Origin of the sequence: Deinococcus rubellus, assembly GCF_025244745.1 — a bacterium.
In the GTDB taxonomy this organism is placed as follows: domain Bacteria; phylum Deinococcota; class Deinococci; order Deinococcales; family Deinococcaceae; genus Deinococcus; species Deinococcus rubellus.
The window spans coordinates 2,200,168-2,213,782 of record NZ_CP104213.1; the positions used below are offsets into that span (position 1 = coordinate 2,200,168).

General features: G+C 63.7%; 14 protein-coding genes. 8 read left to right on the forward strand and 6 right to left on the reverse strand.

Annotation, left to right across the window (positions count from 1 at the left end):
- Positions 1–60 precede the first annotated feature (60 nt).
- Complete coding sequence (locus N0D28_RS11305; RefSeq protein ID WP_260559620.1) at positions 61–372, reverse strand: DUF262 domain-containing protein; 312 nt, start codon at positions 370–372, stop codon at positions 61–63.
- 116 nt (positions 373–488) lie between these two features.
- Complete coding sequence (acnA, locus tag N0D28_RS11310) at positions 489–3,200, reverse strand: aconitate hydratase AcnA (RefSeq protein WP_260559621.1); 2,712 nt, start codon at positions 3,198–3,200, stop codon at positions 489–491.
- 344 nt (positions 3,201–3,544) lie between these two features.
- On the opposite strand from acnA, the gene N0D28_RS11315 reads away from it, so the two are divergent.
- Positions 3,545–3,847: a hypothetical protein gene (locus N0D28_RS11315; RefSeq protein WP_260559622.1), complete on the forward strand. Its 303-nt coding sequence runs from the start codon at positions 3,545–3,547 to the stop codon at positions 3,845–3,847.
- Between the two features lie 26 nt (positions 3,848–3,873).
- Here N0D28_RS11315 and N0D28_RS11320 read toward each other — a convergent pair whose 3' ends face one another.
- From N0D28_RS11320 to N0D28_RS11330, 3 genes are all read right to left on the reverse strand, one after another.
- Positions 3,874–4,050 (reverse strand): DUF4287 domain-containing protein, encoded by a 177-nt coding sequence (locus N0D28_RS11320; protein WP_260559623.1) that lies wholly within the window; start codon positions 4,048–4,050, stop codon positions 3,874–3,876.
- Between the two features lie 11 nt (positions 4,051–4,061).
- Positions 4,062–4,895, reverse strand: coding sequence for an alpha/beta fold hydrolase (locus tag N0D28_RS11325; RefSeq protein ID WP_260559624.1), 834 nt, complete (start codon positions 4,893–4,895; stop codon positions 4,062–4,064).
- A 165-nt stretch (positions 4,896–5,060) separates the two neighbouring features.
- Positions 5,061–5,585 (reverse strand): hypothetical protein, encoded by a 525-nt coding sequence (locus N0D28_RS11330; protein WP_260559625.1) that lies wholly within the window; start codon positions 5,583–5,585, stop codon positions 5,061–5,063.
- Between the two features lie 143 nt (positions 5,586–5,728).
- On the opposite strand from N0D28_RS11330, the gene N0D28_RS11335 reads away from it, so the two are divergent.
- The 7 genes from N0D28_RS11335 to tmk all read left to right on the forward strand — a co-directional run bounded on the left by N0D28_RS11335 (position 5,729) and on the right by tmk (position 13,252).
- On the forward strand, positions 5,729–7,114 hold the full coding sequence (locus tag N0D28_RS11335; RefSeq protein WP_260559626.1) for an acyl-CoA dehydrogenase family protein: 1,386 nt from the start codon (positions 5,729–5,731) through the stop codon (positions 7,112–7,114).
- A 160-nt stretch (positions 7,115–7,274) separates the two neighbouring features.
- Positions 7,275–8,351, forward strand: coding sequence for an EAL domain-containing protein (locus N0D28_RS11340; protein WP_260559627.1), 1,077 nt, complete (start codon positions 7,275–7,277; stop codon positions 8,349–8,351).
- 159 nt (positions 8,352–8,510) lie between these two features.
- The gene (gene recQ, locus N0D28_RS11345; RefSeq protein ID WP_260559628.1) at positions 8,511–10,637 is read left to right on the forward strand and encodes a DNA helicase RecQ; all 2,127 of its coding nucleotides are present in this window, start codon (positions 8,511–8,513) and stop codon (positions 10,635–10,637) included.
- Between the two features lie 56 nt (positions 10,638–10,693).
- The gene (locus tag N0D28_RS11350; protein WP_260559629.1) at positions 10,694–11,059 is read left to right on the forward strand and encodes a VOC family protein; all 366 of its coding nucleotides are present in this window, start codon (positions 10,694–10,696) and stop codon (positions 11,057–11,059) included.
- 27 nt (positions 11,060–11,086) lie between these two features.
- Positions 11,087–11,455, forward strand: coding sequence for a VOC family protein (locus N0D28_RS11355; protein WP_260559630.1), 369 nt, complete (start codon positions 11,087–11,089; stop codon positions 11,453–11,455).
- Positions 11,456–11,673: 218 nt separating this feature from the next.
- On the forward strand, positions 11,674–12,492 hold the full coding sequence (locus tag N0D28_RS11360) for a Nif3-like dinuclear metal center hexameric protein (protein WP_260559631.1): 819 nt from the start codon (positions 11,674–11,676) through the stop codon (positions 12,490–12,492).
- Positions 12,493–12,610: 118 nt separating this feature from the next.
- On the forward strand, positions 12,611–13,252 hold the full coding sequence (gene tmk / locus N0D28_RS11365) for a dTMP kinase (RefSeq protein ID WP_260559632.1): 642 nt from the start codon (positions 12,611–12,613) through the stop codon (positions 13,250–13,252).
- A 13-nt stretch (positions 13,253–13,265) separates the two neighbouring features.
- On the opposite strand, the gene N0D28_RS11370 is transcribed toward tmk, so the two are convergent.
- Positions 13,266–13,601, reverse strand: coding sequence for a YegP family protein (locus N0D28_RS11370; RefSeq protein WP_260559633.1), 336 nt, complete (start codon positions 13,599–13,601; stop codon positions 13,266–13,268).
- Between the last annotated feature and the right edge of the window lie 14 nt (positions 13,602–13,615).

Genomic DNA, 13,615 nt, shown 5'->3' on the forward strand with positions numbered 1-13,615 from the left:
ACCGAGATACCGCCCTGCATGCTGCTGTTTTGCGTCCTAGACGCCATTTTCACCGAAGTGTCAGCTGCTGAGAATAACGCTATATTTTCCGTATGAATCTTCGTTTAGAAATATAGGAGGAATAGGAACATTCATCAAGAGAGACTCTACCAATTTAGATTTTCTTAGATCATCCCATCTAAATCGCCTCTGATATTTGGGTTTCAGATCTATCGTTTGCTTTCTTATCAATGTATCAAGCGTATCTAGATTATAATCGACGACACTTGTAATAATTTCTTTCTGCTTTTCTTCCCATCTGATGATAGGAGCTTTGTCATCAATTAAATCAACTATACTGATCTCATCTGACACAAAAATATCTTTTTTCATATTTTTCTCCTGAAAATAGCATCTTGCTTTCTCCAACTTTTTTCAAAAAAAATTTATCATACATAGAAAGCCCCCACCACTTCGGCAGGGGCTTTCTCCTTCTCACTCCTCAGCGCTTACGCTTGCGCGGTCTCGCCTTTCTTCAAGATGCTCCGCAGCACGGTTTGCAGGATGCCGCCGTTTTTGTAGTAGTCCACTTCAACGGGCGTATCGATCCGGCACTGCACCACAATGTCACGGCTCTGGCCCTTCAAATCGGTGACGGTCACGGTCACGTCCTCGCGGGGCTTGAGGGTCGCGGGCAGGTGGAAGTGGAAGCTCTCCTCACCCGTGATGCCCAGCGAGTCGGCGGTCTGGCCGTTCTTGTACATCAGGGGTAGCACGCCCATGCCGACGAGGTTGCTGCGGTGAATGCGCTCAAAGCTCTCGGCAATCACGGCCTTGACGCCCAGCAGGAAGGTGCCCTTGGCGGCCCAGTCGCGGCTGCTGCCCATGCCGTAGTCCTTGCCCGCCAGCACCACCAGTGGCACGCCCGCCGCCTTGTAGGCCACCGAGGCGTCGTAAATGCTGGTCACTTCGCCGTTCAGGAAGTTGGTAGTGAATCCGCCTTCCGTGCCAGGCGCGAGCTGGTTCTTGAGGCGGATGTTGGCAAAGGTACCGCGCGTCATGATGCGGTCGTTGCCGCGCCGTGAGCCGTAGGAGTTGAAATCCTTCTGCGGCACGCCGTTCTCGATCAGGTACCTGCCAGCGGGCGACGACGCGCCGAAGCTCCCGGCGGGGCTGATGTGGTCGGTGGTCACGGAGTCCGACACCTTCACCAGCACGCGGGCGCTGGCAATATCGCTGACTTCCTTCACGCCGTCGGCCAGATTCTCGAAGAACGGCGGGTTCTGGATGTAGGTGCTGTCCTCGTTCCAGTTGTAGAGGTCGCCGCCCGACACCGGAATGGCGTTCCACTGGGCGTTGCTCTGTTCGATGCCGTCATAAATCTTCTTGAACATCTCGGCGTTGATGGCCGCGTCCATGACTTCCTGAATCTCGGCGTTGCTGGGCCAGAGGTCCTTGAGGTAGACCGGATAGCCGTCCTTGCTGGTGCCGATCACACCTTTGGCGAGGTCGATATCCACCGTTCCGGCCAGCGCATAGGCCACCACCAGCGGCGGCGAGGCGAGGTAGTTGGCACGGATATCGGGGTTGATGCGGCCCTCGAAGTTGCGGTTGCCCGACAGCACTGAGGCCGCCACCAGATTGCCTTCCTTGATGGCGTCCACGGTGGCTTCCGGCAGCGGGCCGGAGTTGCCGATGCAGGTGGTGCAACCGTAACCTACGGTGTTGAAGCCGATCTGGTCGAGGTAGGTTTGCAGGCCCGCCGCTTCCAGGTACTCGGTCACGACGCGCGACCCGGGGGCCAGCGACGTCTTGACCCAGGGCTTGCTGTCCAGGCCCAGTTCCACAGCCTTCTTGGCAACCAGACCCGCCGCGATCAGCACACTGGGGTTGGACGTGTTGGTGCAACTGGTAATCGCCGCCAGCACCACCGAGCCGTGCCCGATCTGATAACCCGTGCCGGTGATGGTGCCTTTCGCGCCCAGGGTGTCGGCGGGGAGCTCGAAGCCGCGCTGCTTGATGGGAGCCAGGAGCGCCTCGCCAAAGACCGGCTGCATGTCAGTCAGGGCCACCCGGTCTTGCGGGCGCTTGGGGCCGGAGAGGCTCGGAACCACCGTGCCGAGGTCAAGTTCGATGGTGCTGGTAAACACCGGGTCGGGCGTTTCGTCGGTGCGAAACAGACCCTGGGCCTTGCAGTACTTCTCGACAAGTTCGACTTCGTCGGGCAGGCGTCCGGTGCGGCGCAGGTAGCGCAGCGCTTCGTCGTCCACCGGGAAAAAGCCCATCGTCGCGCCGTACTCGGGAGCCATGTTGGCGATGGTGGCGCGGTCCGGCAGGGTCATGTTGCTCAGGCCCGCGCCGTAGAACTCCACGAACTTGCCGACCACGCCCGCCTTGCGCAGCATCTCGGTGACGGTCAAGGCGGTGTCGGTGGCAGTGACGCCCTCGGCGGGCTTGCCGGTCACCTTGAAGCCGACCACTTCCGGCATCAGCATATAAATCGGCTGGCCCAGCATCACTGCTTCGGCCTCGATGCCGCCGACCCCCCAGCCCACGATGCCCAGGCCGTTGATCATGGTGGTGTGCGAATCGGTGCCGACCAGCGAATCCGGATAGACCACGATGCCGTCGTCTTCGGGGCGGCTGTGCACGCCCTTGGCGAGGTACTCAAGGTTGACCTGGTGAACAATGCCCGAAGCGGGCGGCACCACGCCAAAATTGTCGAAGGCCTGCTGGCCCCAGCGCAGAAACTCGTAACGCTCGTTGTTGCGCTCGAATTCCAGCGCCATGTTGTGCAGCAGGGCCAGATCGGTGCCGTACTCGTCGACCTGCACCGAGTGGTCAATCACCAAGTCCACCGGAATCAGCGGGTTGATCTTCTTGGGATCGCCGCCCAGGGCCACCATCGCGGTCCGCATGGCGGCCAAATCGACCACCGCAGGCACGCCGGTAAAGTCCTGCAAAATCACGCGGGCAGGCTTGAAGGGAATTTCAATTTCTTCGTTGACCGGCTTCCAACCCGCGACGTTCAGCACGTCTTCTTGACGCACGTCATAGTCGTTGGCTTCTCGCAGCACGCTTTCGAGCAGCACTTTGACCGAGAAAGGCAGCTTGTCGACATTGAAGCCGCGCTCCTTGAGCTTGTCGAGTCGGTAGTAGTAGACCTTGCCGCTGGCGTTCTCACTCAAAACGTCGCGTGCGCCGAATAAATTCTGTGCCATTGCTGCCTCCCCTGCTTCCAGCCATCTGCCGGAAGTTGCCCGACTCAGCGGTACTCGACGGACAATCGTATGGAGCCATGATATACGGCCTGGGCATGGGAAGGGAGGCCCAGGGCACCCAGACCCGTTTACCGACAAAGTAACACTCAAGCCTCTGGCCCTTCTGCACTCAGTGGGCCTTGACTTGAAAAATGTTCCCAGCAAAGGGACAGATAAGGAGCGCTGTTCTGCGACTGACGTGAAGCAACACTCAAGCCGCTGAAGTGTGCGCTGAGAAGGGCTGGGTTAGGCTGAGCAGCAGAACCACAACCAGGAATGCAAACAGTCACAGGAGGATAAAAGCTATGGGAGAAGGAAAGCCGAACGCCAACGCCGAAGGCCGTCAGGTCGAAGCGCAGATGGAAGAGAACTTTGCGCCCCAGACCGTTCCCGAAGAGAAATCCGATGAGTACTGGGACGACACTTCGGATAAGGGAACGCAGGTCGAGTCTCATGACACGCCGCAGACAGCGGCACCTGCTCCCGGAGTGGGCAGCATTCCCGAAAAGTCGGTCACCTACGGCAGCCTCAAGGACGGTATGACGCCCAGCGGGACCACCACCGATCCCGAGGGTCAGGCGGGCACGCCGAAACTCGGCCAGGACTGACAACACCCAGGACAAGTAGGTCAGAGTCAGGCAATCAGGATGCTGTGTTCGGCCTCGCGGTGCAGCCCATCGTGAGTCAGCAGTGTGGCGCACGCATGACCCAACCCGTGTTCCGCTTTCAGCCAATCGGCGATGCCGACACCCGTTTTGGCTTTGATGTTGGTGTCATAGCCCTGCCGAATTCCTTCGGAGGCTTTAGGCATCTGTGCCTTCTTCAGGCGTCCAGAAATGGCGTGACCACAACGGCCAGCAGCGGCGACACGAAGATGTCGTAATGGGTCGTGCCCGGCAGGACGGCGAGGCGCGTAGCGGGCAGCGCGGCCCCGTCCCAGCCGGGATCTTTCTGGCCGCCGCCAAGTAAGCCGAACCATTCGGCGGCGTGCTGGGGGCCGAACAGATCGGCGTCGCCCACCACGATGCAGACCGGCATCTCGAGAGCCGCTGCCTGGGCGGTCCAGTCGTAGTCCAGGCCCATCATCTGGCCCAGTTTGGTCACCAGCACCGGCCAGTCCTCAACCCTGGGCGCGACCTGGGCGTAGGCGGCGTACATCGGAGACGACTTCATGCCCTCGGCAGCCTGCGGTCCCATCTGGGCCATGCCTGCCCGCACCTCGGGATACCAGGCGTCGCTGTTGACCGGGAACGACACGACCACCAGCCTGCGCACGACTTCGGGGTGACAGATGGCCGTTTGCAGCGCCGCGCCGCCACCAAATGAGTAGCCCATCACGTCCACCTGCACGAGCTTCAGATACCCGGCCAGCGCGGCCAGGTCGCCCGCCAGCGCTTCGAAGCTCAGTGGGCGGTCAATGTCGGCGGTGCGTCCGTGTGCCTGCAAATCCACGGCGATGACCTGCCGATTCTGGGCCAGCCTGGGCAGCACCCCGGCAAACATCCCCGTCGTGCCGAAGCCGCCGTGCAGGAGGATCAGCGGCGGTGTGTCGCCCTGCGCCTCACCGTGAATCTCGTAGTAGAGCTGGAGTCCGTTGACGGGTGCGTAGCCGCTGCTGGCCGGGCTGAGGGTGGGGGCGGTCATCACGTCGGTCATGGGGCTGCTCCTTACGGTGAGAACTTGAGAAACGAAAGGGCCAACGCCCGACGAATCTCGGCGGACGGCTTTCAATCTGGATACGAATATGGATTGCTAATTACGACTTTAGCAGAATAGCGTGCCAATTGCAACGCGCTGAACTTTTGCCTGGCTTGTATGGCACTACAGCCCGCAGGCCCGCTCCAGCAGAAATCTCACCTCGTCACGGCCCATTCGGCGCGCGGGCAGCGTCACGTCCAGGGGCAGCGGGGCCGCCTCGCCCACCTTCGGCATGAACTTGAATTCCGGGCGCACGATCAGGTCGCGCTGCCGGGTGAAGGCCAGCACGAAATTCAGGCGCAGAAGGTAAGCGGCGTTGAGCGTTTCGCGCAGTGGGGTGCCGTCACCACCCAGCAGAGCGAGCAGGGCCGGATGCGGCGAGAGGCCGTCTTCCAGGGCAATGAGCACTTTCGCCTGATCGAGCAGCAGCCCCGCGCCTTCCAGCGTGTGGCCAGCGATGCGGCGGCGACAGATGGCCTGGCTTTCGCCGCGCACCACGCTGATCTCGCGCCCGCTTCTGGCCGCGCCGTTCAGATAAGTCCAGTAGCGCGAGAGACTGCTGTAGGTCGCCAGCCCCAGATACCCGGCGGGCTTGCTGGCGAGCGGCTCGGTCGGGCGCAGCAGCGATACGGGGCGCGGCGCAGTCATGGCCTCATGGTAAAGCCAGAGGACGTCAACACCGGGAAAGGAAGCAGGGAAAGCAGCACAATGCAAGCAGATAAAGCATCGCTCAACACCGCCAGTATTCCTGAACTCAGTCTAAAAATTCTAACTGCGGCACAATGGGAAACATGACCAAATCAGCAGAACGCACCCCGCCGGGCAGCGCCGACCTGACCCAGCTTCTCTCGCAGCTCGACCTGACCAAGCTCGGCGCGCTGGCAGGCAAGGTGGATCTGGCCGGACTGCTCAATGCGGCAGCCAATATGGACGAGTCGCAGCTCAAGCAGCTCAGCAAAGCGCTGGGTGTGGGCCAGACCAAAGAGCGCAAGCCGCGCGAGCTGCCCGCACCCGACGGCGACTTTTTCGGGCTGATGGACACGCTGACAGACGAGCAGCGCGAGGTGGCCGGGCAGGTCAAGGCGTTTATGCACGCCGAGGTTGCCCCGATCATGAACGAGTACTGGAACCGCGACGAATTTCCGCGCCAGATCATCGACGCCCTGCGCCCGCTCGATCTGCTGAGAAAGGTCTGGAACGAGGACGGCACCCGCAAGGCCGACGCCACCGTCATGGAAGGCCTGATCACCCTGGAAGCCTGCAAGGTAGACGTTTCCACCGCCGTCTTCTTCGGCGTGCACGCAGGGTTGGCCTTTGCCAGCGTGGCCCTCGGCGGCAGCGCGGAGCAAAAGGCCGAGTGGCTCCCCAAGATGCTCGACCTGAAGGCCATCGGCGCGTTCGGCCTGACTGAACCGGAAGGCGGCTCGCAGGTCAGCCAGGGGATGAGGACCACCTGCCGCCGTGACGGCGACGCCTGGGTGCTCAACGGCCAGAAGAAGTGGATCGGCAACTCCACCTTCTCAGACTTCACGGTCATCTGGGCACGCGACGAGGACAGCAGTGAAGTGCGCGGCTTTATCGTGCGGGCCGGAACGCCGGGCTACGCGGTCGAGAAGATTCAGGGCAAGATCGCCCTACGCATCGTGGAAAACGGCCTGATTACCCTGACGGACTGCCGCGTGCCCGACAGTGACCGCCTTCAGGAAGTCAAGGGCTGGCGCACCACTGCCGACGTGCTTCGCCTGACCCGCGCGGGCGTGGCCTGGCAGGGGGTGGGCTGCGCGATGGGAGCCTACGAGCTGGCCGTCAAGTACGCCCAGGACCGAAAGCAGTTCGGCAAGCGCATCGGCGAGTTCCAGCTGATTCAGAACCACCTCGTTCACATGCTCGGCAACGTGACCAGCATGTTCACCCTGTGCCTGCGCCTCTCGTACATGGCCGACCACGGCATCATGAAAGACGAACACGCCGCACTCGCCAAGGTGTTCACGGCGGCCCGCTGCCGCGAGACGGTGGCCTTTGCCCGCGAGACCTTCGGTGGCAACGGCATTCTGCTCGAAAACGGTGTCGCCAAGCACTTCGCCGACACCGAGGCGATCTACAGCTACGAGGGCACCAACGAGATCAATACCCTGGTGGTGGGCCGCGCCGTCACCGGGCTGAGCGCGTTCGTCTAAAACGTTTTCAAGTCGTTCCCATGAAGGAGGCCAGGCCCACATGAGCCTGGCCTCCTTCATGGGCTTTCATATCTGGCGATTCTTCGAGCTTAAGTTTTTATAAACATCATTCATACAAATTTGTTGTGACTCTGTGGCAGAAGTCCTTTACAGTGAGAGCATGGAACCGTTTACCTGCGATTGCCAGCGGCTCCAGACTGGCCCGGTAGCCGAGGAAATGATCGTGTTCAGTTCGTCCAGCCACGTGACCCGTCGGCTGGCCCGGCTGTGCGTGGGGGCCAAGCCGTATACTGGTGGTCCCGGCTGGCGGCTGAGCGGCGGGGCATGTCAACTCGCCGCTCAGCTCTCGGCCCTCGCCGACGCACTCAAGCCCGGCGAGCTGGCGCAGGTGCAGGTGATGCCGCTGATCGATCAGCAGCCCGCTTACTGGGACGTCATGCCGCTGGCGTTGCGGGTGACCCTCAGCGAGACGGCCTGGTTTCCCGAATCCCTCGGTACGCTGCACATGGCTTTTCAGCCGGTGTTCGACCTGGGCAGCGGCGCGGTGTTCGGCCACGAAGCGCTGGTCCGTGCCCAACTCGGTGAGCGGCTGATCGGTGCGGGCGAACTGCTCTCGGCGGCCCTGGCGCACGGCGGCCTGCACCTGTTTGACCGCCTCGCCCGCCAGCTCGCCATTCACCAGGGCGCGGCGCTGACCGAAGGTGGCGGCCACCTGCTGATCAACTTCATGCCGGGCGTGGTCTACGATCCGGAGGTGTGCCTGGGCAGCACCTTTGCGGCTGGTCTGGAAAACGGCATAGACCCGGCGCGGCTGATTTTCGAGGTGGTCGAGACCGAGGCGTTTCCCGATCTGGAGGTGCTGCAAAAGGTGCTCGACCGCTACCGCCGCGAGGGTATGCGGGTGGCGCTCGACGATCTGGGGGCCGGACACAGCAGCCTGATCTACCTGGAGTCGCTGCGCCCCGACCTCGTCAAACTCGACAAGAGTCTGCTGCTGGGCCTCACATTGGCCGACCCCCGCGCCGAGTTGGTGGACGCCCTGATTCGCTACGCCCACCAACTCGGCGTCCAGGTGGTGGCCGAGGGACTGGAAACTGGAGCCGATCTGGCGGTGGCGGTGGCGCTAGGCGCTGATCTGGGGCAGGGACACCGCCTGGGTCACCCGATGTTCGAGCGCGACCTGGCAGCGGAGGCAGCGGCGGGACAGCTCATCCGGATTCAGGCCGCCCACAGCTGACTTGAGCGAAACCGAGTGCCGTGAGGCAATCCCCTTCGGGCCACTCCCATTACGCTGCCAGCGTAAGCGCTATCATCGGGCCATGATTGCCGCTGCCTCCCCGACGCCCAGGCCCTCGCCGTCCTCAAATCGGTCTGGGGCTACGACCAGTTCCGGGGCGTGCAGGCCGAGATCGTGCGGGCGGCAGCGGCGGGGGAGAGCGCGCTGGTGCTGATGCCCACCGGCGGCGGCAAGAGCCTGTGTTACCAACTTCCCAGCTTGCTGAGAAGCGGCGTGGGCGTGGTCGTCAGCCCGCTGATCGCGCTGATGAAAGACCAGGTGGATGCCCTGCGCGTCAGCGGCGTGCGGGCGGCCTTCCTCAACAGCACCCTGAGTTCCGGCGGCGTGCGCGAGGTGGAAGCCGCGCTGATGGCAGGCGAGTTGGACCTGCTCTACGTCGCGCCGGAGCGCCTGCTGATGCCGCGCATGCTCGACCTCCTGGACCGCAGCAAGGTCGCCCTCTTCGCCGTGGACGAGGCGCACTGCGTCAGTCAGTGGGGCCACGATTTCCGACCCGAGTATCAGGGCCTCGGCGTGCTGCCCCAGCGCTTTCCTGATGTGCCCCGCCTGGCCCTGACCGCCACCGCCGATGAGCGTACCCGCGCCGACATCGTGCGGGTGCTGGAGTTGGAAGATGCCCACCTCTTCGTCAGCAGCTTTGACCGGCCCAACATCCAGTACCGCATTCAGCAAAAGGGCGCGGGCAAGGCGGGCCCCAAGTCCGAACTGCTCGACTTCATCCGGGCCGAACACCCCGGCGAGGCGGGCATCGTCTACTGCCTGTCGCGCAAAAGTGTGGAGGACACCGCCGAGTGGCTGACCGCTCAGGGCCTCACGGCTCTCCCCTACCACGCCGGACTCCCGGTTCGTGAGCGCGACTCGGCCCAGGAGCGTTTCATCCGCGAGGAAGGGGTGATCGTGGTGGCGACGGTGGCCTTCGGCATGGGCATCGACAAGCCCAACGTGCGCTTCGTGGCCCACCTGGATTTGCCCAAGAGCATGGAAGGTTACTACCAGGAAACTGGCCGGGCCGGGCGCGACAGCCTGCCCAGCACCGCCTGGCTGACCTACGGCCTGGCCGACGTGGTAAACGTGCGCCGGATGCTGGCCCAGAGCGAAGCGCCGGAGAACGTCAAGCGGGTGGAGGCCGCCAAGCTTGACGCCCTGCTGGCCTACTGCGAGACCGCCTCGTGCCGCCGCCAGGTGCTGCTGGGGTATTTCGGTGAGGACTTGCCTCAGCCGTGCGGCAACTGCGACACCTGCCTGAATCCGCCGCGCACCTTCGACGCCACCAGAGAGGCGCAGATGGCACTCTCGGCGGCGATCCGCACCGGCAACCGCTTCGGCGCAGCGCACCTGACCGATGTGCTGCTGGGCAACGCCACCGAACGGGTGCGCGGGCTGGGGCACCATCAGTTGCCGACCTTCGGCGTGGGCAAGGACGTGCCGGAACGGAGCTGGCGCAACATCGTGCGGCAACTCGTCGCCCTGGGCTACCTGACTACCGACGCCGCCGGGCACGGCTCGCTGATCGCCTCGGCCAAGGCGCGGCCCTTACTGAAAGGCGAACAAACCCTGTGGCTGCGCGAGGATATGCTGACGCCGCAGACGAGCAAGAAAGGCCGCCGCGAACGCAGCGCCGCGCCTGCTGGGGCCGCCGGAGGACTGTTCGAGGCGTTGCGTGCCCTGCGGCTCAAACTTTCCCGCGAACAGGAAGTGCCGCCCTACGTCATCTTCCACGACGCCACCCTGCGCGAGATGGCCGAGCGAAAGCCCGATTCGCTGGCGGTGCTGGGGACCATCAGCGGCGTCGGCACCCGCAAGCTCTCGCAGTACGGCGAGGCGTTTCTGGAGGTGTTGAGGGCAGATGGACTGAGAAACGGGGTGCCCGAGTCGCAGGAGCGCGGCGCGCGGGAAAACAGCGCCCTGCTGAATCTGCTCAGCCGCAAGCCCGCCCGAGAGTTACAAACCGCCGAGCCATCCGCCGACTTTCCAGAAGGCCGTCTGTTTGCCGGTTCAGAGAGCCGCGCCGACCCGGACGTGACCGAACGCTTGCGCGAGTTGCGCCGTCAGCTCGCCAAAGCCAAGGGCGTCAGCGCTTTCCTGGTTTTCCCGAATGCCACCCTGGACGTGCTGGCCGAGCGGCAGCCGCAGAGTCTGGACGGGCTGCGCGGTCTGCCGGGTCTGGGCGAGAAGCGCATCGAGGCGTACGGCGAGCAGATCGTGGCGGCGCTGAGGGGCGAGTAAACCAAGGTCTGTTCCTCTGCCAGAGACAACAGTTTTTCAGCGCTTATGCTCAAGGCATGGCATTGATCACCGGCCTCGACCACATCCAGATCGAAGCGCCAGCCGACTGTGAGGTCGCCGCCCGAGCTTTCTTCGGCGATTTTCTGGACCTCCCCGAGCTGGACAAACCCCCGGTGTTGGCCGCGCGCGGCGGCGTCTGGTTCAGCCTGCCGGATGGTCGGCAGCTTCATATCGGCGTTACTGGTGACTTTGTGCCGCGCCAAAAAGGCCACCCGGCCCTGCGCTGCGGCGATCTGAACGCCTTCGTGCAGCGGGCGGCCAAGTTCCAGGTCTCGGTGAAGGCCGATTTTGAACTGGCTCCGCTGCGCCGGGTGTTTCTGCAAGACCCCTGGGGCAACCGGCTGGAAGTCATTGAAGCCTGATTTCGTTTCACGGTCTATGCTCAGGCCATGACCCTGCTTAGCAGCTTCGACCACATGACCATCCAGGCTCCGCAAGGCTATCAGCCGCAGGCCCGCGCCTTCTTCGGCACCTTTTTGGGCCTCCCGGAACTGGCGCACCCGCCGGTGGTCACCGAACGCGGCGGCCTTTGGTTCGGCCTGCCCGACGGACGGCAACTGCATATCGCCGTCTGCGAGCCGTTCGCGCCGCTCGATATCGGCCATCCGGCGCTGCGCTGCACCGACCTCGACGCCTTTCTGGCACGGGCCGCCGAGCACGGCGTTCCCACAACACCCGACACGCTGCTCTCTCCCCTGCGGCGGGCCTTTCTCAGCGATCCGTGGGGCAACCGGCTGGAAATCATCGAGCGTCCCTAGCGCAGTTGTCCATAGTCATCAGCGTGGAAAAGCCCTCCGCCAATTCCATCGCCTTGGGTACAACGGACGCCCTCAGGGTCACCTGCCCGCTCTCAACTGCTTTACCGCGTCTTTTACTCGCTCCACTCGGTCACGGAAGTCTTGCAACGTTCATGACCGATGCTTTAAAGCGCCCTGGGCGACCAAGCGCGTGCGCCCACCGCTCTAGAATGCCCGGCATGACCCTCCCCGAACACACCACCCCCGACTCCACCACGCAGGATTCCACCACACAGCCGCGCGAGATCAGCCGCGACGTGCTGGTGGCCTGGCTCAACGACTACCTCCAGATCAGCGCTTTCAAAGACCCCAGCCTGAACGGGTTGCAGATCGAGGGAACGGAGACGATTCGCCGCATCGCCGCCAGCGTGGACACCAGCGCCCGCACCCTGCAAGACGCTGCCGACAGTGGGGCCGATCTGCTGCTGGTGCATCACGGCCTGTTCTGGGGCCAGCCGCTGGCCGTCACCGGGCCCCACGCCCGCCGCCTTCAGATCGCCCTGAGCGCGAATCTCAACCTCTACGCCGCCCACATCCCGCTCGATGCGCACCCGGAAGTCGGCAACAACGCCATGATCGCCAACGCCCTGACCTTGCAGAACCTGGAGCCATTCGGCGAGTGGGCCGGGGGCAAGATTGGCCTCGCTGGGGAGCTGCCATTCGTCCAGAGCCTGCAAGACTTTGCCGACCGCGTCCAGAAGCTGACCGGCGAAATCTGCCTGGTTCACGGGGGCGGCAACCCGCAGGTGCATCGTCTGGGCATCCTGAGCGGCGGCGGGGCGTCCAGCATTCCCGAGGCCGCCGCCATGGGCCTGGATACCGTGCTGACCGGCGAACCCGAACACAAGCACTTCCATGACGGCTTCGAGTACGGCGTGAACGTGATCTACGCCGGTCACTATGAAACCGAAGTGTTCGGCGTGCGGGCACTGGCCGCGCGCGTCGAGGACGAGTTCGGCATTCCCTGGCAGTTCCTGCACCACCCGACGGGGCTGTGACAAGAGTGGTGAGTGGACACAGCGCTGGGAGCCGACTGGGCAGACCAGCGCTGTGGGCACACCCAGAAACCCCAGCCGTTCCCCTGCTGCTCCTCACAGCCTGCACCGAAAGGCTTGTATGAGCCTTTTCATCACCTTCGAGGGACCGGAAGGCTCCGGCAAGTCCACCCAGATCGAGCGGTTGGCAACTCGGCTCACAGCAGCGGGAGTGAACCACACGCTGACCCGCGAGCCGGGCGGCACCCCGCTGGGCGCGCAGGTGCGCTCGGTGCTGCTCGACCACGACCTCGAGATTCATCCACTCTCGGAGTTTCTGCTCTACAGCGCCAGCCGCGCCCAACTGGTGCGGGATGTGATCCGCCCAGCCCTGCAGGCGGGCGAGGTGGTCATCTGTGACCGCTACGCTGACAGCAGCGCCGCCTACCAGGGCGCGGGGCGCGGCCTCGACCCCCGCTTCGTCGGAGAGGTGACCTGGGAAGCCACTGGAGGGCTGCGGCCCCACATCACGGTGCTGCTCGACCTCGATCCGGAGCTGGGCCTTCAGCGGGCAGCGGCGCGGGGTCAGCCGGACCGCCTGGAGCGCGCCGACCTCAGTTTTCACCGCCGGGTGCGCCAGGGCTTTCTGAATATCGCCGCTGCCGAGCCGGAGAGATTTCTGGTGCTGGACGGTGAACGGGCCGCCCATGAGCTGGAGCACTTCATCTGGGACGCGGTGGCGGCCACACTGACAGCGCTGGGCCAGCAGATCGGCGTCAGGTAGGGAAACTCAGCCCTCAGCTCTGGTCGTCGGTGGCCGCACCCTCGGCGGCCCGCGTCACTGCCGCCATGCCCTCACGCGCCGCGCTGTCGGACGAGTAGTGCTCGCCCATGCCGATAACCTGCCCGTTGCCCGCCTTTAGCACGAAATACGGCTCCTTGCTGCCCTGGCGCAACTCGAAGCGTGCCGGGTCAGGCGCGTTGGTCTTGACCGATTCGATGCCGTTCAGGGCGCTGGCTTTGGCCTCGTAGCGCTCGCTGGTCAGCACGACCTGACCGTTGCTGGCGTGCAAATTGAACATGAAGCCGTCCTGATCCTTGCCGGAGCGCTTGATTACGAATTTGCCTGCCATGTCGGCCTCCTGAA